Origin of the sequence: Rheinheimera riviphila (genome assembly GCF_004005945.1) — a bacterium.
GTDB classification, from domain to species: domain Bacteria; phylum Pseudomonadota; class Gammaproteobacteria; order Enterobacterales; family Alteromonadaceae; genus Pararheinheimera; species Pararheinheimera riviphila.
Genome location: NZ_SACS01000001.1, coordinates 196,363 through 215,003, shown reverse-complemented (window position 1 = coordinate 215,003; position 18,641 = coordinate 196,363). Strand labels below are relative to the sequence as shown.

Here is an 18,641-nt window from a genome sequence, read left to right as displayed (position 1 = left end):
ATAAGAACAAGGTGTGCTATGAGCCGTAAAACTGAATGTAAGGCAGACTTTTTTGTCGTTCGTTTGCCCAGGTTAAGTGTAAATAAAATCTGCGATTTGCCGGTGACAGAAACCGGGCTTTTGGATTACCTCAGCAGTTGGTTAGCGTCGCCGGGGGTGTTGGAGGCCATTTATTTAGCCAGTCCTTCATTGTTGGAAAGGTTGGAATTATGGCGCGACAAACCGCAGAGTAAATCTGGCCGCAAGGTGACGGTGGCATTATTAAAATATCTGATCCGGATGAGTAGCAGACCAACGCCCTTCGGGTTGTTTTCGGGAGTGGCCACCGGTTTTTTCGCCGATACCACGGCTTTGCGGCCTGGTCATCTGCAATTGGATGGACGCAAAACCCGGCTGGATATGTTTTATCTGGCAACTATTCAGCAGGAATGGGCACAAAGCCCGGAGGGGCAGCAGCTTCTGCGTTATGCTCCCAACAGCACGTTATATCGCATGGGCTCGCACCTTCATTATATCGAACCTTATCAATCTGCTTCGCAGCGCCAATACCGTTTAAGCTCGGTTGAACTGGACGAAGCGTTGGAAAGCATGCTGGATGTCGCGGCTGAACCAAAATTACAAAGTGAGTTCATTCAGTTGTTTTGTGCACGCCATCCTGAAGCTGATCAACAGGACGTCGGACACTATCTACAGCAGTTGATCCAGGAACAGGTCTTGATCGCCGATTTAAAGCTGCCATTAACCAGTGGTCAGCCGGATAAATCCTTTGTGCAGTCGTTATTGCAGGCCGGGAACCAGCACGAGGGTGAGCGGCTGCAAGTGGCATTAACACAATTGGCTACTTTTGATCAGCAACAAGCTGCCACGCCGCAGGACTATCAGGCAGTAGTGCAGCAGTTGCAACAGCTCCCCTACAAGGTGTCTGAGAATAAATTGTTTCAGACCGATGTTCGACGGTCGATGACAGCTTCAAAGCTTGACAGCAGTTTGCAGATGGCGCTGGAGCGAACCTTACTGACGTTAAAAGCCCAAACAACAACTGCAGACAATCCGTTGCAGGAGTTCATCAATCAGTTTCAGCAACGTTTTGAAGGCCGGTTTGTACGGCTGTTGCAGCTGCTGGATGATGAGACTGGAATTACGTTTTCTGCCGACACCGGCTACGAAACACCTTTATTGGCCGGGATCAATATCGCCAATCGCAATCGTCCCGGAAAAAAGCCGTCGCAAAGTGCGCTCGAACTACAAATGTTCAAAGCCATGCAGCAGCAAGCGAATACGGCAGCGATCCAGCTAAGCAGTGACGACCTGTTAAAAAATGTTGATCAAGCGCTGTTGTGGCAGCAGTTGCCAGCTGCTTTTGCCGCGAACGTCAGTTGTTATCAGGATCACGATGGACAATTGTTATTGCATTATCATGGTTATTCAGGGCCTTCCGGGGCAAATTTGTTAGGACGATTTTGTCACTTGGATCAGCAGCTTCAACAGCAGGTTAGTGCCTACTTGGCTGCAGAAGAAGCCTTATCGCCAGATGTTGTTTTTGCCGAAGTGGTCCATATGCCAGACGGGCGTCCCGGTAATGTGATTGCGCGGCCGGCATTGCGGCAGTATGAGATTGTGTTTTTGGCTGACACCGAACTGCCAGCAGAGCGGCAGATCCCGGTGCGCGATCTGTATGTGTTTGTCGAAGCGGGTCAGGTCAAATTGTGGTCAAAGCGATTGAACAAACAAGTGATACCCCGGTTAACCTCTGCCCACAATTATTCCTCCCGCAGTTTAGGCATCTATCGCTTTTTATGCATGCTGCAACATCAGCAAGCCCAGCTGCCACGTTATAGCACCCCTGCTGCTTTGTTGCCGTTGGAACGACAACCGCGGGTGATGCTTGAACATGTCATTTTGCAAGAGGCGCAGTGGCAGGTGGAGCGTAGTTTACTGGAAGCATTACTTGTGAATGACAACTGGCAGGCCGAGGCTTTTCAGGCGCTGGAACTACGCTACCAGTTGCCCAGATATGTCTGTTATGCGGTGAGTGATAATGTGCTGACGGTTGATCTGCATCACCCGGTAATGATTGCCATGTTGCTGGCCGAGACCACCGGACAGCAACAAATCCTGTTAAAAGAGTCACTGATCATGCAGTACCAAAGCGTGGTATTTAATGATGAAGGCGCTTTTGCGCACGAAATCATTGTGCCTATGCTAAATCCGCAGGCGAAACCTTTTGTGACGTTGCAACAACATCCCGCCAAGCAATTGGACCCAACTATTCAACGGGATTTTGCGCCAGGCTCTGAATGGCTGAGTCTGAAAATCTATGCCGCACAAAGTACCGCCGAGCAGGTACTGACACAGAGCATCGCGCCGTTACTCCAGCAATGTCAGCGACAAGGATGGGTGCAGCAATGGTTCTTTATTCGTTATGGCGATCCGGACTGGCATGTGCGTTTGCGCTTATTTGGCGAGCCGTCCGTTTTGTATGGTCAGGTACTACCGTTATTACATCAGCAATTAGCAAGCTGGTTGGTGAGTCAGCGGGTGCGTAAAATTGAACTCTTTACCTATCAGCGCGAAGTAGAGCGCTATGGCGGTGATGAGGCGGTGATCCTGGCAGAACAGCTGTTTCAGGCGGACAGCGAATTTGTGTTGGCCGGTCTGGCCTTGATCACCGAGCATGGTGAATCAGTGCGTTGGCGCATGGCTTTGCTGGGAGCGGACGCTTTATTGGATGTCTTTGACTATGATGCAGCGCAAAAGCTGAATTTAATCAGCGAATTGCGGCAGCGTTTTGGCCAGGAATTCCAGGAGCATGCCTATTTGCGCACGCAATTAGGCAAAAAATACCGTGATTATCAGGGGCAGCTACAGCAGGACTTCCAGGCGTTGCTGTCAGGCACCGATGAGCAACCGCGACACCAGATGTTGGTACTACGGCAGCAGTTGATACAACAGCTCAGGCCTGTGGTGCAGCAGATTGTCGCGCTACAGCAACAACAAAAACTCAGTTGTACTTTGGACACCTTATTACATTCACTGCTGCATATGTTTAATAACCGCATGTTTAAAGCCTATGGCCGTGAACAGGAGTTTGTCGTGTACGATTTTTTACGTCGCTATTATTTGGCATGCCAATCGAAACAGCGTCATGAAAAAGTTTGACGATGCGCATAGATTCAGTCTTCCAAGAGGTCTGGTCCGATAGTTCAGAATTGACGATGGCAGAAAAGCCAGTGCTGGCGCTGATGCCGTACCAGTTCTGTAGACGGCTGCGCCAGTAAATTTGTAAGTTGGCTCAGTCGTTTGCTTTTTAATCGAATAGGGGCTGAATGAATTGTCAGGGTACTGAATTCGATTGCCGCGCTTAGCCGGAGTCGATATGCTGGTTTTGAAAGGTTCGGACTATAGAGACCAAAATCAAAATAATAAGAGAGTGAATGAATTCATTATTTCGCCCTGAAGCGGTTGCCCGACAGCAACAACGGTTACAAGGAGAAGTCAGCTTAACCCGGCCACCTGCTTTGGTGTGGTTAACCTGGTTAATTGGCGTTATCGCGTTGATCAGTCTTATATTTTTATTGAGCGGCGACTATCAACGTAAACAAACCGCTGTCGGTTTATTGCAACCGGAACAAGGTGTGGTCCGGTTACAAACCAGCAGTGCCGGGGTGGTGAGTGCGGTGCTGGTCAAAGAAGGCGAGCTAGTCACACAAGGCCAGCCATTGCTGCAGTTAACATCCCGCCTCTATGCCGAAGGCCAGCCGGAACTGAATGCCACGCTCTTACAGGAACGGCAGGCGATGATGGACGCATTGCTGGCGCAAAAGCAGCAAAATCAGCAGAAACACCAGCTGCAGCTTACTGAAACCAAACAGAAAATCAGCAGTTTAGAGCTGCAACTGATTGAATTAAATCAACAGATCAGCACCTTTGGCGAACGGCTGCAACTTAACCAACAACAAGTACAACAACTGCAGAAACTCAACGGCACCGGCTATATTTCGGAAATCGAGTTAAATCGGCAACGCGATTTATTGTTGTCTTTGCAGCAACAGGACAAGGTGCTGAATGGTCAGCAACTGGCACTTTCTGAACAACTTTCCCAGCAACAAAACTTGTTACAACAACTGCCGCTGCAATATCAGCAAGAACTCACGCAGCTGGAGCAGCAAATCTCCGAACATAAAAACCAGCTGGCCCGCTTGCAGCATGAACAAAGCAGCCTGATCACCGCGCCGGTGGCAGGTGTGGTCAGTGCGGTGCTGGTCAAAGCCGGTCAGCAGCTGAATCAGGGCGTGCCAGCGCTCAGTTTGTTACCAGCCCACCATCAACTGGAGGCTATTTTATACTTGCCAACCAGTGCCATCGCTTTTGTCGACGTTGGTCAGCAAGCACGCATTCGCTACCATGCTTTTCCATATCAACGTTTTGGTGTCCATCAGGCCGAAATTATTGAAGTCAGCAGTACTGTGTTGTTACCTAATGAAGTGACCGATATGACACTGACGGAACCCAGTTACCGGCTGCGGCTGAAGCTCAGTGCGCAGCAGATCAGTGCTTACAATCGCGAGTTGCCGCTCAAAGCCGGTATGTCGCTTGAAGCCGATATCGTCACCGAACGACGTAGTTTATTGCAGTGGTTGTTTGACCCAATTTACAGTATTCAGGGACGGTTGTAATGAATAATCCGGCAGCGCGCCTCACCTGGCGAAGTGGGCAGCGGTTACCCTTAGTGCTGCAAACCGAAGCGGCTGAGTGTGGTCTGGCATGTCTGGCAATGGTCAGCGGCTATCATGGTTATCACACTGATTTAAACGAACTGCGGCAAAAGTTCGAGTTATCGATTGAAGGTTGTACCTTACTGGATTTGATGAAATTCGCCGAACGGCTGGAACTGACCAGTCGGCCACTGCGGATTGAACTGGATGATTTGGCCGCGCTCAGCACGCCCTGTATTTTGCATTGGGATATGAATCACTTTGTGGTGCTCAAAGAGGTCAAAGCGGATCGTTGCGTGATACTTGATCCGGCCTACGGCGAGCGCAATATACCGCTGGCGGAAGTGTCAAAACACTTCACTGGCATTGCGCTGGAGCTGCTGCCAACCACTGATTTCAGTTGTAAAGAGAACGTCAGTAAACTGGGGTTATCGGATTTTTGGTCAAAAATCACCGGCTTTAAACGTTCATTGTTTTTGCTGTTGTCACTGTCGTTATTATTGCAAGTATTTACCCTGATTGCGCCTTATTACATGCAGTTGGTGGTGGACGATGTCTTGCTGACTTCCGACGATAACTTGTTGATTATTCTGGCTGTTGGTTTTTCTTTGGTGCTGCTGTTTGAAGTGACCACCAGTACGGTGCGAAGTTTTGTACTGCTGCATTTTGGCAATTCGCTGAATATTCAGATGGCATCCAATCTGTTTCACCATCTGATCCGCTTACCGCTCGGTTATTTTGAAAAACGCCATATCGGTGATGTGTTATCGCGCTTTGGATCGCTCAATCAGGTACGTGAACTGCTGACCACCGGGCTGATTGAAACCCTGATTGACGGGGTGATGGCGCTGGCGATTCTGGTGGTGATTTTTATCTATAGTCCGCAACTCTCGATGGTGGTGCTTGCTGCAGTGCTCCTTTACGCGTTGTTTCGAATTGCGGTGTACCAAAAAGTCCGGCAGATCACCGAGCAACAAATTCTGGCGGACTCAAAAGAGCAGTCGAATTTTATTGAAACGGTGCGGGCTATTCAGACCATCAAACTGTTTGGCGCTGAAGTGAAACGCGAAGGCGGCTGGCAGAATCTGAATGTCGAAGCGACCAACAAAGATATGCAGCTTGGCGTGTTTAACATTAGTTTTCAGACCTGCAACCGCTTGTTGTTTGGGCTGGAGAACATTCTGGTGGTGTATTTAGGCGCGAAACTAGTGCTGGCAGGTGGTTTTAGTACCGGGATGTTGTTTGCTTTTATGGCCTATAAAAGCCAGTTTATGGAACGGATGGCGCGGCTCATCGAAAAGGCATTTCAGTTCCGGATGCTAAATTTGCATTTTGAGCGGCTGGGCGATGTTGCATTGACCAAAAAAGAACAAGTTTATCCGGAGCAAGACCGACCCCATCAAATTCAGGGCAATCTGGAAATTCGCGGTTTGAGTTTTGCCTACAGCGATGTCACGGATCCGGTGTTGGCTGATCTCAGTCTGAGCATTCAAGCCGGTGAATCAGTGGCGTTAATCGGCCCGTCCGGTTGTGGCAAAACCACCCTGATGAAACTGATGCTGGGGTTATTGCAACCAAAACAGGGCCAGGTGTTGATCGATGGTATCCCGCTGGCGCAGTTAGGTTTGGCGCAGTATCGCGGGCAAATTGCCGCCGTGATGCAGGATGATCAGCTGCTATCCGGCTCTATTCGCGACAATATCGCGTTTTTTGATGATAGCTTTGACATGGAACGCATTATCGCCAGTGCGCAAATGGCGTCGATTGCCGACGATATCGCCAAAATGCCAATGGGTTACAACAGTTTAATTGGCGATATGGGTTCTGCGTTATCCGGCGGCCAGAAGCAACGAATTTTGTTGGCGCGGGCGTTATACCGCAAGCCACGGATTTTGTTTATGGACGAAGCCACCAGTCATCTCGATACCAAAACTGAATCTTTTGTCAGCCAGGCCATGCAACAACTGTCGATCACCAGGGTGATTATTGCCCATCGCCCTGAGACGATTGCTTCGGTTGATCGGGTGATTGAGTTAAATTAGCGTAAAAAGGGGGCGGAGCTAATGCATGAGCTCCGCCCTTTTTAGCCTTAAAATTACATACCCCAACGTAAGCCTGCCATCACCACCAGCGGGTCAATCTGCACGTCAATGCTTCGTCTCAACGTGGGCAAAACAGCTATGCTGTGGCAACAATCCTGTTCTGCTCTGCACAAGCTAATTTGTTGAAAAATTACATACGTATGTTGTGGCGGATACTTTGCAATCAGCAAGGGCGCAGGTATAGTACAAAAAGCTTATTTGCGGCGCAGGCCTTGGCGTTACAGCATGGCAGGGGAGAGAACTGCAGCAGTCGCAGCCTAAGTACACACAGGATAGACAAATCATAACAAGAGAAATTGTATGTCAATAACAACACCCACCAGCGCGAGCGTGGGTCAGACGGATAGCGGGCAGAATTATAATTTTGCTTTAACCAGCCTGACCTTTTTGTTTTTTATCTGGGGTTTTATTACCTGTCTGAACGATATTCTGATCCCACATTTAAAAAATGTGTTTGATCTGAATTACACCCAGGCCATGCTGATCCAGTTTTGCTTTTTTGGCGCTTATTTTCTGGTGTCCATTCCGGCCGGTTATCTGGTGAAAAAGGCCGGCTATCAGCGCGGTATTGTCATAGGTTTACTGATTGCAGCTGGCGGTTGTTTGCTGTTTTATCCGGCAGCATCGGTGCAAACCTATCCACTGTTTCTGTTAGCATTATTTGTGTTGGCGTCTGGCATCACCATCTTACAGGTGGCCGCTAACCCCTACGTGACGGCGCTTGGTAAAGCCGCAACGGCGTCCAGCCGGTTAACCTTGACCCAGGCTTTTAACTCTTTCGGCACCACAATCGCGCCTTGGTTTGGTGGACTGTTAATTCTGGCGGCGGCGACTGCTGAAGTTGGTACTGCTGAATTTAAAGCGCAGGAAGCTGCGGCGGTGCAGGTACCTTATCTGATGCTGGCGGCTGCTTTACTGGTGCTGGCGGCAATCTTTGCGCTGTTGAAACTACCGACAGTTGCTGAACATCATCAAAGTGATATCGCAGATGCCGACAGTGGTTCTGCCTGGCAATATAGCCATTTGATGTTGGGCGCATTAGGAATTTTTGTGTATGTCGGTGGTGAAGTGGCCATTGGCAGTTTTCTGGTGAATTTTTTAGGTGAGCCACATATTGCCGGCTTACCTGAAGCCACAGCCGCTGCATATATCAGCTATTACTGGGGCGGCGCGATGGTTGGTCGGTTTATTGGTGCTGCGGTGATGCAAAAAATTGCAGCCGGTAAAGTGCTGGCCTTTAATGCTGTGGCAGCTTCGGTGCTGGTGATTGTGGCGATGACCACGTCTGGCGCGGTGGCGATGTGGGCTATTCTGGCGGTCGGTTTATTTAACTCCATTATGTTCCCCACCATTTTTAGTCTGGCAGTGACCGGTCTTGGTAAATACACCAGCCAAGGGAGCGGCGTATTGTGTCTGGCGATTGTGGGTGGTGCGATAGTGCCGTTATTGCAAGGCGTGCTGGCAGATACTATTGGCCTGCAATTGTCGTTTATCCTACCTGTGTTTTGTTACGCCTATATTTGTTTTTACGGTTTAAAAGGCTCAGTGCCTAAGTAAGCACCAGACAAAAAGGGGGCGGCGCTAATTGTTTGATAAATAAACAATTAGCTCCGCCCTGTTTTTATGCTTTTTTAAGATTTAGTCGCCCAAATACCGCTGCTTTTTCGCTGGTTTCAGCTTGGTTAAATCCACCAGCACCAGTCCATCCACACAATCGGCGAAGTCCGGATCAATGCCAAAAGCCAGAAATTGCACGCCACCGGGTTCGGCGATTTCACTGTATTGTTTATATAAAGTCGGAATATTCAGCCCCATATGCGCCAGCAGGTGTTTGAGCTGGGTAAAGTCGGCGCTGTAATCAGTACCGGAAAAGTGTTGTTGCAGCTGCGCCAAGGTTTCAAACGGTAGCTGGTATGGAATATTAGGGATCGCAGTGTCGTTTTCTTCGCTGAAGTACAGCGTATAGAAGTACACCAATAAATCACGCGCCGCTTTGGGGTAACTGTTCGATAAGCTGACGCCGCCAAATAAATAACGGATGTGCGGGTTTTGCTGTAAATAAGCGCCAATGCCGTACCACAGATAATCCAGACTGCGTTTGCCCCAATATTTCGGCTGCACAAAACTACGGCCAAGCTCTAGCCCCTGCGCCAAAAAGGGCTGCATTTGCTGGTTAAAAGTAAATAACGATGCGGTATAAAGCCCCTGCAAGCCCTGTGCAGCGATGATTTTTTGGGTGTCGGCAAAACGGTAAGCGCCGACAATCTCCAAATCGTCTTTGTCCCATAAAATCAATTGCTCGTAATAACTGTCGAAGCGGTCGATATCCCGCCGCGCACCACTGCCTTCACCAACCGCCCGGAACGACACTTCACGTAACCTGCCAATTTCGCGCATGATCGGTGAGCTTTTCGCCGATTGATACAGATAAATCTGTTTACCATCAGCGGTTTGCCCCAACAGCTGACATGCTTCAATCGCTTTACGCAGCTCACGGCGGTCTTCTGGATGGGCGATAGCGGTTTGGGTACGCAGCAATGGCTTTTTGTCTTTTGCCAGCCGGTATAAGTGCTTTTTAAACAGCTTCACAATGGCCGGCGTTTCCATTGGCAACTGTGCAAAACTGTCATAAGGGATCAGCTCGCCAATCCGCATGCTGATGCTTTTATGTTTTTGCCGGAACATTTCCTGTACCAGCAACATGGTCGCCAGCGGTTTGTACAGCATCGAGGCGCCGTAGAACAATGCCGAGTTGCGCGCATCAATGTATACCGGCAGGATTGGCGCTTTGCTGGAACGGGCAAACCTTAAAAAGCCAGCATGCCATTTGCCGTCGCGCACGCCGTTCGGTTTGAGTCTGGATACTTCGCCGGCCGGAAACACAATCACTGCACCTTCCTGCGCCAGATGCTGATGAATATGATCGATGCAGCGCCGCTCGGTGCCACCTTGCATATTATTGACTGGCAGTAACATGGCGTGGAGCGGCGTCACTGCACTTAATAATTGATTCGCAATGACTTTTACATCAGGGCGAATGTCGTGAATAAGCTTCACCAGCGCGAGTCCATCCAAGGATCCAATCGGATGATTGGCAATAATCACCACCCGGCCAGAGGTTGGAATACGTTCCAGTTCGTTGTCGCGCACTGTGTAACTGAATTTGAAATAATCGAGAACTTGCTCAATAAATTCAATGCCCTGTAGATGCGGGTACTGTTCAGAAAAGGCAATAAAGTCCTGTTCATGCAGCAAATGTTTCAGCGCCCCGGTGACTGGTTTTTCCAGCCAGGGTTGTTGCTGCAGTTGTGGCAAATGTTGTTGCACCATTTTTTCTACGCTGATCATAAAGCCTCCTGCGCTGTTCTTATTCCAAGCTGCGGTCAGGGCAAGGCTAAGCCTGAGGTATGACTGTCTGGTCACAGATTTATGACAATTTGTGGAAATTTCGAGCAGTGTTCATCAGGGCAAGGCAAGCGGTACTGCAGCACATGGCATTCGATAATCTGCTGGACGCAATAGCGCGCTTTGTTAGAATGCGTTAACAGCAGTTTTTCGGAGTGGACATGTCAATAGCGCTGGTGATCCCTGATCGTAAACTTGATCAGCTACAACAAAAACTTCAACAACAGCTGCCTGATGTCACAATCGAAATCTGGCCGCAAATCACTGATCCCACCGCCGTACGAATGGCCGTATTATGGCGCCAGCCACCGGGATGCTTGGCAGAGATGTCAAATCTTCAGGCATTACAATCCTTTGGCGCCGGGGTCGACAATGTTCTGGTCGACACCACCTTACCGGATTTACCGCTGGCGCGAATTGTTGACCCCATGCTGACCCACTCGATGCTGCAATATCTACAAGGCGTGGTGCAGCATTATCAGTTGCGACTCGATGAATTCGGAGCACAGCAGCGTAAGCAAATCTGGAAAGCCAGAAGCCCGCGCCAACTAAAGCATATTTGTGTGTTAGGACTCGGCGAATTAGGGCAGGCGGCGGCCAGCCATTTTGCCGGTTTGGGTTTTACGGTCAGTGGTTGGTCGGCATCGCCAAAAACGCTTGCCGGCGTACACTGTTTTGCCGGGGACGCGGCATTTAGCGCTGCGGTGAACGAAGCTGATCTGGTGATTTGCCTGCTACCGCTCACAGCACAGACCGAAAATTTGCTGGATCAACAAAGGCTGACATTGTTAAAACCTGGGGTAATTCTGGTCAACGTGGCCAGAGGCGCTATAGTAGATGACCTGGCGTTATTACAGAATTTAGACAGCGGTCATATCGCTGCCGCATGTCTGGATGTGTTCCGCACCGAACCTTTGCCGACTGAACATCCGTTCTGGCAACATCCTGCTATTCTGCTGACGCCACATATTTCAGCGGTGACCAATGCCGATACGGCAGTGGCGCAAATTGCTGAAAATTACCGTCGCAGCCTGGCTGGTTTGCCGCTGCTGAATCTGGTCTGCCAACAACGAGGTTATTAATGTCAGCATTTCAACTAGAAAAACACGGCCATTTAGCCGTACTGACGCTCAATAGTGCCGAAAAAAGAAACCTGTTAACCCCACATAGCGCCCTGGCGATTGCCGAGGCGGTGCAACAATTACCGCACGACCCACATATTAAAGCGCTGGCGGTCACCGGCCGTGATGACTCTTTTTGCTCCGGCGCCGATTTAGCGTCACTGCAGCAAGCGGCGCTGGGCGATGGCGAAGAGCTACAACAAATTTATTCGGCTTTTACCTCAGTCGCCCATAGTCCGCTGCTGACTATCGCCTTGTTGAACGGTCCGGCACTCGGTGCCGGGATGAATCTGGCGATGGCCTGTGATATTCGGCTGGCCAGTGAGCAAGCCTGGTTTGAAAGCAGGTTTTTCCAGCTCGCCATTCATCCGGGTGGTGGTCATAGCTGGTTACTGCCGCAATTGGTCGGTTGGCAGCAGGCCGCCGCGATGATTTTCTGTGGCGAACGTTTATCGGCGCAACAAGCGCTGGCAGCTGGTTTTGTGAAAGAGTTATGGCCGGAAGAGCAATTGCTGACCCGGGCGAAACAGCTAACCGCTGGACTGGCAGGTTTGCCAACTGAGTTAGTGCGTCAAACCAAACTTTCAATGCTGGCGCTACGCAGTTGTTATCGTCAGGACGACGCAGTCGCTTTTGAATTTCGGCAACAATTCCAGAGCTTGCAGCAAGATGCGGCGCAACAGCATATAGCTGCCAGACTGGCACAAATTAAACGCAAAGATTAACGTTGGGTTTTGTAACCGGTAAAGTGTCGCATGGGTTTGCTCAGCGCATCACGGTGTTCGCGGTAATTGAAATTTTAAGGAAGATCAAAGCATTATGGCATTTGTAAACGTCACCACCTGGTATCTGGATTATCAGGGTACTGCAGTAGTATTGCCGGAATGGCCAGAGGGCGTCGCGCTGGTTGAAGCGGAAATTGCGAGTCCCGATCTCAGTCAGTTTTTATTTTGCGCCGTTGGCACACACTGGCATTGGTTCAGCCGCCTCAGCTGGACCTATCAGCAGTGGCTGGAGTATCTAACTGCTGGTAACGTTCGCACCTGGGTGTTGTATCAGCAAGGAACGCCGGCTGGTTTTGTCGAGCTGCGCCAACATGAAGAGGACAGTGTCGAACTGAAGTTTTTTGGTTTGTTACCGGCCTTTATTGGCCGTGGTCTTGGTGCACGATTAGCGCAAGCCGCCATCGCTCTGGCACAGCAATGGCAAGCGAGCAGAGTCTGGGTCCATACCTGTAGCGAAGATCACCCCAGCGCATTAAAAACTTACCAACAAGCCGGTTTTGTGATCACTCAGACTGAGCAGCAGGAAGAGGAAATGCCCAGCGATTATCCGACAGCTGCGCTAGCCGCAAATTTTGTGCATTCCAGGATTGCGTATTTTGCCGTTAAAAAATAAATACTGCCGAAAATATATGCAATGATAAGTACTTAGCTTCAGTTTGTATGTTGTATCCACTGTCAAAACTGACTACACTGCTTGACGTACTGTAGCGGCTGCTCTATGAGCGCGATTACGGACACAAAATAACAAAAATAATCTGAGGTTGGTTTATGAGTAAAGCGTCCAGTCGTGGTTTTGGCTTTACCGCAATCGCTGTCGTGGTGATTTTGATGGCGTTATCGGCAGTTTTAACCACAGCCGAGGCCTGTTGTTTGTTTTAATACAGACCTGACAATAGCATCGAGATGCTGTTGCAATTGCTATGGATAGCAGCTGATAAAAATACCCTCTGTTGAGGGTATTTTTATATCTGTCTTACGCGATCGATATACCTTGCAATGACCGATCGTTAACTTTTCTGATGCCGGTCCCGGTTTTCACGTTTTTGTTCAGTATTTTTCTGCAATAACACATAAGTGGCGGCATAACTGCCGTGAGTTTTCTGTGCTGTATGACAGGCCAGCACCGCTGGAATTTGTTTCAGCCATTGATAAGTGTAACTTTTCAAAATCGCCGGTTGCGGTTTACTGTCGCGGCCCATGCCATGGTGGACTAACAGCGTTCGGATCCCACGCTGATGGCAATCTGCCACAAATTCAAACAAGGCGCGGCGCGCGTCGGTCAGGTTTTTTCCTAACAACATCAAAGTCGCGTCGATTTGATATTTACCCAGCCGTAGATTTTTATACACGCCTTCTTGCACGCCATCTTTTTTGTAGGCCAGCACTTCATCCGGCGCCACTAAATCAACATATTCCAGCCGCAGATAGTTGGCATCGTACTCAGGTTCGAGCTCAGCTGCTTTACGACGGGCCAGTTGCGCCAGTGTTGGCTGGTGTTCACCGTTCTCATCGGTTAAAACGTCGGTTTTCAACCGTTTAACATCTGCCATTTCTTGCAGAAAGAGCGTAAAGTCGTCTTCAGCCATTATTTGTCCCCAGATCCACTTGAGCGTGGATTATAGCGGGAGCGGGTCGACAAACAAAATACAGCATGGCGTAATTGGCTTGTATGGTTTGTCGCATGCAGCGGATGCAGACCATTGGTGTAAAAACGACAGGATGGCAGTTTCACACTACAATTGGAAAACGGTGCAGTTCTGCCCAACATGGAGTTCAAAATGTTGCCCAACCGCGTGTATGAAGTACTACCTTACGTCTATATCGGCACCGGCGCAGTCGCGATGTCGTTGTTGGGTCATTTAGTGGCCGTTGTATCGGGGTTAATCCTGATCGTTGCCGGTGCTTTAGTCTGGATCTTGCGCTCGGACCACCGGCGAGGCGATTTAAAACACAGCACATCGCGCAGCGGCTCATTGCCGTTCTGGCTATATGAACTGCAACCTTTTGTATACGCCACGGGCGGGTTGTTGTTGTGGCAACTGAGTAGCAATAAATATCTGTACCCGTCAGCGTTGGTGCTTATTGTGGTTGGACTGCAAATCTGGTTGATGCGAAACAGTCAGCGTAAACATCAGGCTCCCGATAAAAACAGAGCTTCGATCTGACGTTTGACCTATTACTTTAGAATATTTTCGATCAGGGCTGCATTGCCTGCGAACAATGCAGCTCATGGCCTCGAAATTATTTTCGAAAATCAATGGTTGAATTTGCCAGTGCGGTGGTCATGATCATCCAGGCCTGCTGACTCTGCGCCAGTGCGGCCGGGTCGATTTTATCAAAAGTATCATTCGGGGTATGGTGATAATCGAAATAGTCAGTGCCATCTTGTTCCAGCGATACCACCGGCACGCCAAGTGCTGCAATCACCGATACATCCGGGCCACCAAAAGCTTTGTTATTGCCAAGTGAAATACCGTGGCCACTGAGTAACTGCTGAATTTCTTTGGCGAAACTTAAAGATTGTGGACCAAATTTACTGTCAAATTGCCAAATTCGGCCAGCACCAAAATCGGATTCTGTGGCGACAACATGCTTCGATAATTCGGCGGCGTGTTTTGCGGCATAAGCTCTGGCACCGACTAAACCCCCTTCTTCGTTGCCAAATAATACAACTCTGATGGTTCTTTTCGGCTGTCCCAACTTTTTAATCAGCGCGCCGGTTGCCATCACAAGCCCAACCCCTGCACCGTCATCTAAGGCGCCGGTCCCTTGATCCCATGAATCCAAATGCGCACTAATCAGTACAATCTCGTCCGGACGTTCTGAACCGGTAATTTCTGCAATCACATTGTGACTCACGGCATCCTGAGTATGGTTTTCCATATTCAGTCGTAATTTGGCTTCCGGCGCTTTGCTAATGATTTTACTTAACTGCATGGCGTCCGGCACGGAAATAGCGACTGCCGGGATTTTCGGCACGCCTTCTTCATAACTCATTTTACCGGTGTGGGCAAAACGGTTGTTACTGGTGCCAACCGAACGAATGATAATCGCTTTTGCACCTAAACGGGCTGCTTCGACGGCGCCTTTAGAGCGGGCGCCAACGACTTTGCCGTATTGCGAGCCAATCTTGTCTTTGGTCATAGCTTTATTAATAAAAACGATTTTTCCCGTCACCTGTTCTGGTTTCGCCAGCATTAAGTCTTCCAGGCTGTTAAACATCACGATGCTGGCTGAGATCCCCTCAGCACCGGTGCCAACCGAACCGCCTAATGCGGTGAGTACCAGCGATTGTGGGAATGGGCTGATAATTTCCAGTCGGGCATTGCCGCGTTGCCAGAATGGCGTGCTGAACTGTTCAGTCCAGACTTTATCGTATCCCAGCTGCTGGAGCTTGTGGGTGGCCCAAGCAACTGCTTTGGCATCTGCCGGGCTGCCGGCCAGACGCGGCCCGACTTCGACCGTTAATTCCTCAGTCAGTTTATAGGCCAATTGTTCGTCGGCAGGCGCAGGCAAGGTCGCCATGCATAACAAAGCGGCAGTTAGGGTCAGCATTGATTTAGTCATGGCTCAATTCGATTATGTTGGGGGTTGGAAAAATCAGCAGTCACTGTAGCACGCGGGCCAGGCTATCGCATCCTGCAACGAACCTTTGTACTGCGGAATTTGCCTCATTTAGCTCGTTAGCAGGAACAGCCTAATGTTCACGCATTCAGATACAAACGTTAACAAAAGGTTGGTATGATTTAGCTGAATTAGCGCGTTATAATGTGCCGAAAGTTTGCCGATAAACATGGCCAGCTTCATTTCAAGCGAGTTGTATAGATTGAATTTCGTTATCAAAAATGTAATATATGTAATAATTATGGTCTTACCAGTTCACTTTTTACGTAAAAAAGTTACTTATTTCACTTTAATCTATTGTATACAGCAAGGCAGCTGATAGATAATGAGACGTCTAGACATGCACGGTGAAACTGAAATGAACTTACAAGATATGGTGAATAACTCGGCTAAAGCAGTAAAATTGCTGAAAGCTGTATCGAATGAACGTCGGTTGTTAATCCTGTGCCATCTACTCGCTGGCGAATTATCGGTTGGTGAAATGAACGATAAACTGGGGTTGAGTCAATCGGCTTTGTCACAGCACTTGGCATTATTGCGGCGCAATAAGCTGGTCAAAACTCGAAAAGAAGCGCAAACAGTGTTTTACAGTATGAACAGCAGCGAAGCGGAAGCGGTCATTGGCCTGATGCACAATCTGTACTGTCCGAAGCTGTGATAGCTGAACGACGTTAAAAATATGAAAACAAATCCTGCCAATTGGTGGGATTTTTTTTGGTATAAAAAAAGGGACCAGAGCTCATTATTAATCGATATCAATAATGAGCTCTGACCCCTTTTTAACAGGTACAAAAAAACGCCTTTCGGCGTTCTTTTGTTGGTGTCAATTAAGCGGCTGTTACCAATGCCTTAACGTGGGCATTTAAACGTGACTTATGACGTGCAGCTTTGTTCTTATGGATCAGACCTTTGTCTGCCATACGGTCAATCACTGGAACCATTTTCTTGAACGCTTCTTGCGCAGCTACTGCATCAGAAGTTAACACTGCTGCGTAGGTTTTCTTGATGAAAGTACGCATCATTGAGCGCTGACTTGCGTTTTGCTGACGACGCTTTTCAGATTGAATAGCGCGTTTCTTAGCAGACTTAATGTTAGCCAAGGTAACACTCCTAAAAACTAAACCGGGACTCTTTAAAGGCCGCATAATATGCCTATTTTGTAGGCCCTTGTCAAATGATTTTACCGGCGAAAAGCAGAATTAAATCCCGCTGCTGCTGGCTTTCCCGAAGGTCTCAGGTGACAATAGCGCCATTATGACAGAAGGAGTGTGGCGTGTCCGCTAAGTTATTCAAATCAGGCATGATTGTCAGTGTCATGACGTTGATTTCCAGGGTGTTAGGGCTGGTCCGGGACGTGGTCACCGCGAACGTATTGGGCGCTGGCGCCATGGCTGACGTGTTTTTAATGGTCAACCGCATTCCTAATTTTCTGCGTCGGTTATTTGCTGAAGGCGCTTTTTCGCAGGCTTTTGTGCCGGTGTTGTCGGAAGTCAAAGCTAAACACGGCGACGATGCGGTGCGTGAACTGATGGCTAAAGCCTCTGGCACCCTGGGTTTGATTGTCACCGGGGTCACTTTGCTGGGGATGATTGGTTCGCCGGTATTAATGGCCTTGTTTGGCATGGGCTGGTTTGAAGCTTATCTCAATGACGAGCCTGCGGGTGAAAAATACCTGCAGGCCAGTTTTCTGTTAAAAATCACCTTTCCTTATCTGTGGTTTATCACTTTTGTCGCTTTATCCGGCGCTATCCTCAATACCTACAATAAATTTGCGGTGGCCGCTTTTAGTCCGGTCTTTTTGAATATTGCGATGATCGGTGCCGCTATTTATCTGACGCCTTATTTTGATGACGCTTCTGCCGCATTAGCCTGGGGGGTGTTTTTAGGTGGTTTGTTGCAGTTTTTGTTTCAACTGCCGTTTTTAGCCAAAGCCGGTTTATTAGTGAGACCCCGCTGGGCCTGGCAAGATGAACATGTCACCCGTATCCGCAAACTGATGTTACCGGCGTTGTTTGGGGTATCGGTGAGTCAAATTAACTTATTGCTGGATGCCATTATTGCGTCATTTTTAATGACCGGCTCCGTCGCATGGTTGTATTACTCAGACCGATTATTGGAGTTTCCGCTTGGCATGTTTGGTATTGCGATTGCCACGGTGATTTTACCGAGCTTATCCCGGCAGTTTGCCACCGACAACCATCAGGAATTTAAACGCACTTTAGACTGGTCAATCAGCATTATTTGTCTGCTCGGCTTGCCATCGATGGCGGGTTTAATTGTACTGGCGGAACCGATTTTATTAACGGTATTTGCGCACGGTAAATTTACCGCTTTTGATGCCAGCCAAAGCAGTTTGAGTTTGATGGCGTATGCCTCAGGTTTGGTGCCGCTGATGCTGATTAAAGTGCTGGCACCGGCCTTTTATGCGCGGCAGGACATTAAAACACCGGTACGGATTGGTATTATCGCGATGGTGGCGAATATGGTGTTTAACCTGATGTTGGCGCCATTTATCAGTTATGTCGGCCTCGCTTTGGCGACGGCGATGTCGGGCGGATTAAACGCCTGGTTGCTTTACCATGGTTTAGTCAAACGCGATATTTATCAGTGCGCAACCGCGACGTTATGGTTGCTAGCTAAAGCGGTGCTGGCTGCAGGTCTGATGGCTGCAGTACTGTGGTGGGCTTCGCCGGAGATTGGTCAGTGGCAACAAATGGCTTTTTCGGCTAAAGCGAAACAGCTCACTTTATTGGTGGTGATCGCAGCGCCGGCCTATTTTGCGTTGCTTTGGCTATTCGGCGTCAGGATAAACCAGCTGAAACGGCAGACAATTGCTGAAACTAAAAGCTGATGCAGTTATAATCGGCCGTTTACACAGCAAATCAGAGT

Annotated in this window: 14 protein-coding genes; 10 read left to right on the top strand and 4 right to left on the bottom strand. The window is 49.0% G+C overall.

Annotation, left to right across the window (positions count from 1 at the left end; genetic code table 11):
• Positions 1-18: 18 nt before the first annotated feature.
• The 4 genes from EOE67_RS00915 to EOE67_RS00900 all read left to right on the top strand — a co-directional run bounded on the left by EOE67_RS00915 (position 19) and on the right by EOE67_RS00900 (position 8,374).
• Positions 19-3,159 (top strand): lantibiotic dehydratase, encoded by a 3,141-nt coding sequence (locus tag EOE67_RS00915; RefSeq protein WP_127697180.1) that lies wholly within the window; start codon positions 19-21, stop codon positions 3,157-3,159.
• Between the two features lie 275 nt (positions 3,160-3,434).
• On the top strand, positions 3,435-4,676 hold the full coding sequence (locus tag EOE67_RS00910; RefSeq protein WP_127697179.1) for a beta-barrel domain-containing protein: 1,242 nt from the start codon (positions 3,435-3,437) through the stop codon (positions 4,674-4,676).
• Positions 4,676-6,757 carry a peptidase domain-containing ABC transporter gene (locus EOE67_RS00905; protein WP_127697178.1) on the top strand — a complete coding sequence of 694 codons (2,082 nt, stop codon included), beginning with the start codon at positions 4,676-4,678 and terminating at the stop codon, positions 6,755-6,757. The genes EOE67_RS00910 and EOE67_RS00905 overlap by 1 nt, the downstream gene beginning before the upstream one ends.
• 360 nt (positions 6,758-7,117) lie before the next feature.
• On the top strand, positions 7,118-8,374 hold the full coding sequence (locus EOE67_RS00900) for a sugar MFS transporter (RefSeq protein WP_127697177.1): 1,257 nt from the start codon (positions 7,118-7,120) through the stop codon (positions 8,372-8,374).
• Between the two features lie 81 nt (positions 8,375-8,455).
• On the opposite strand, the gene olsF is transcribed toward EOE67_RS00900, so the two are convergent.
• Positions 8,456-10,165 (bottom strand): bifunctional ornithine lipid synthase OlsF, encoded by a 1,710-nt coding sequence (gene olsF, locus EOE67_RS00895; RefSeq protein WP_127697176.1) that lies wholly within the window; start codon positions 10,163-10,165, stop codon positions 8,456-8,458.
• Between the two features lie 218 nt (positions 10,166-10,383).
• Between olsF and EOE67_RS00890 the strand changes: the two genes are divergently transcribed.
• The 3 genes from EOE67_RS00890 (at position 10,384) to EOE67_RS00880 (ending at position 12,741) form a co-directional block, all read left to right on the top strand.
• Positions 10,384-11,304 (top strand): 2-hydroxyacid dehydrogenase, encoded by a 921-nt coding sequence (locus EOE67_RS00890; protein WP_127697175.1) that lies wholly within the window; start codon positions 10,384-10,386, stop codon positions 11,302-11,304.
• Positions 11,304-12,068 (top strand): enoyl-CoA hydratase-related protein, encoded by a 765-nt coding sequence (locus EOE67_RS00885; protein WP_127697174.1) that lies wholly within the window; start codon positions 11,304-11,306, stop codon positions 12,066-12,068. Before EOE67_RS00890 ends, EOE67_RS00885 begins: the two co-directional genes overlap by 1 nt.
• Before the next feature lie 94 nt (positions 12,069-12,162).
• Positions 12,163-12,741 (top strand): GNAT family N-acetyltransferase, encoded by a 579-nt coding sequence (locus EOE67_RS00880; RefSeq protein WP_127697173.1) that lies wholly within the window; start codon positions 12,163-12,165, stop codon positions 12,739-12,741.
• A 394-nt stretch (positions 12,742-13,135) separates the two neighbouring features.
• On the opposite strand, the gene smrA is transcribed toward EOE67_RS00880, so the two are convergent.
• A complete protein-coding gene (gene smrA, locus EOE67_RS00875; protein ID WP_127697172.1) occupies positions 13,136-13,714 on the bottom strand; it encodes a DNA endonuclease SmrA in 579 nt (192 codons plus the stop codon).
• Between the two features lie 192 nt (positions 13,715-13,906).
• Between smrA and EOE67_RS00870 the strand changes: the two genes are divergently transcribed.
• The gene (locus tag EOE67_RS00870; RefSeq protein ID WP_127697171.1) at positions 13,907-14,293 is read left to right on the top strand and encodes a hypothetical protein; all 387 of its coding nucleotides are present in this window, start codon (positions 13,907-13,909) and stop codon (positions 14,291-14,293) included.
• A 76-nt stretch (positions 14,294-14,369) separates the two neighbouring features.
• Here EOE67_RS00870 and EOE67_RS00865 read toward each other — a convergent pair whose 3' ends face one another.
• A complete protein-coding gene (locus tag EOE67_RS00865) occupies positions 14,370-15,695 on the bottom strand; it encodes a M28 family peptidase (RefSeq protein ID WP_127697170.1) in 1,326 nt (441 codons plus the stop codon).
• Positions 15,696-16,110: 415 nt separating this feature from the next.
• On the opposite strand from EOE67_RS00865, the gene EOE67_RS00860 reads away from it, so the two are divergent.
• Positions 16,111-16,410, top strand: coding sequence for an ArsR/SmtB family transcription factor (locus tag EOE67_RS00860; RefSeq protein WP_127697169.1), 300 nt, complete (start codon positions 16,111-16,113; stop codon positions 16,408-16,410).
• A 169-nt stretch (positions 16,411-16,579) separates the two neighbouring features.
• Here EOE67_RS00860 and rpsT read toward each other — a convergent pair whose 3' ends face one another.
• A complete protein-coding gene (gene rpsT / locus EOE67_RS00855; RefSeq protein ID WP_068067404.1) occupies positions 16,580-16,852 on the bottom strand; it encodes a 30S ribosomal protein S20 in 273 nt (90 codons plus the stop codon).
• A 200-nt stretch (positions 16,853-17,052) separates the two neighbouring features.
• Here rpsT and murJ point away from each other — a divergent pair, with 200 nt between their 5' ends.
• On the top strand, positions 17,053-18,603 hold the full coding sequence (gene murJ, locus EOE67_RS00850) for a murein biosynthesis integral membrane protein MurJ (RefSeq protein WP_127697448.1): 1,551 nt from the start codon (positions 17,053-17,055) through the stop codon (positions 18,601-18,603).
• Positions 18,604-18,641: the final 38 nt, after the last annotated feature.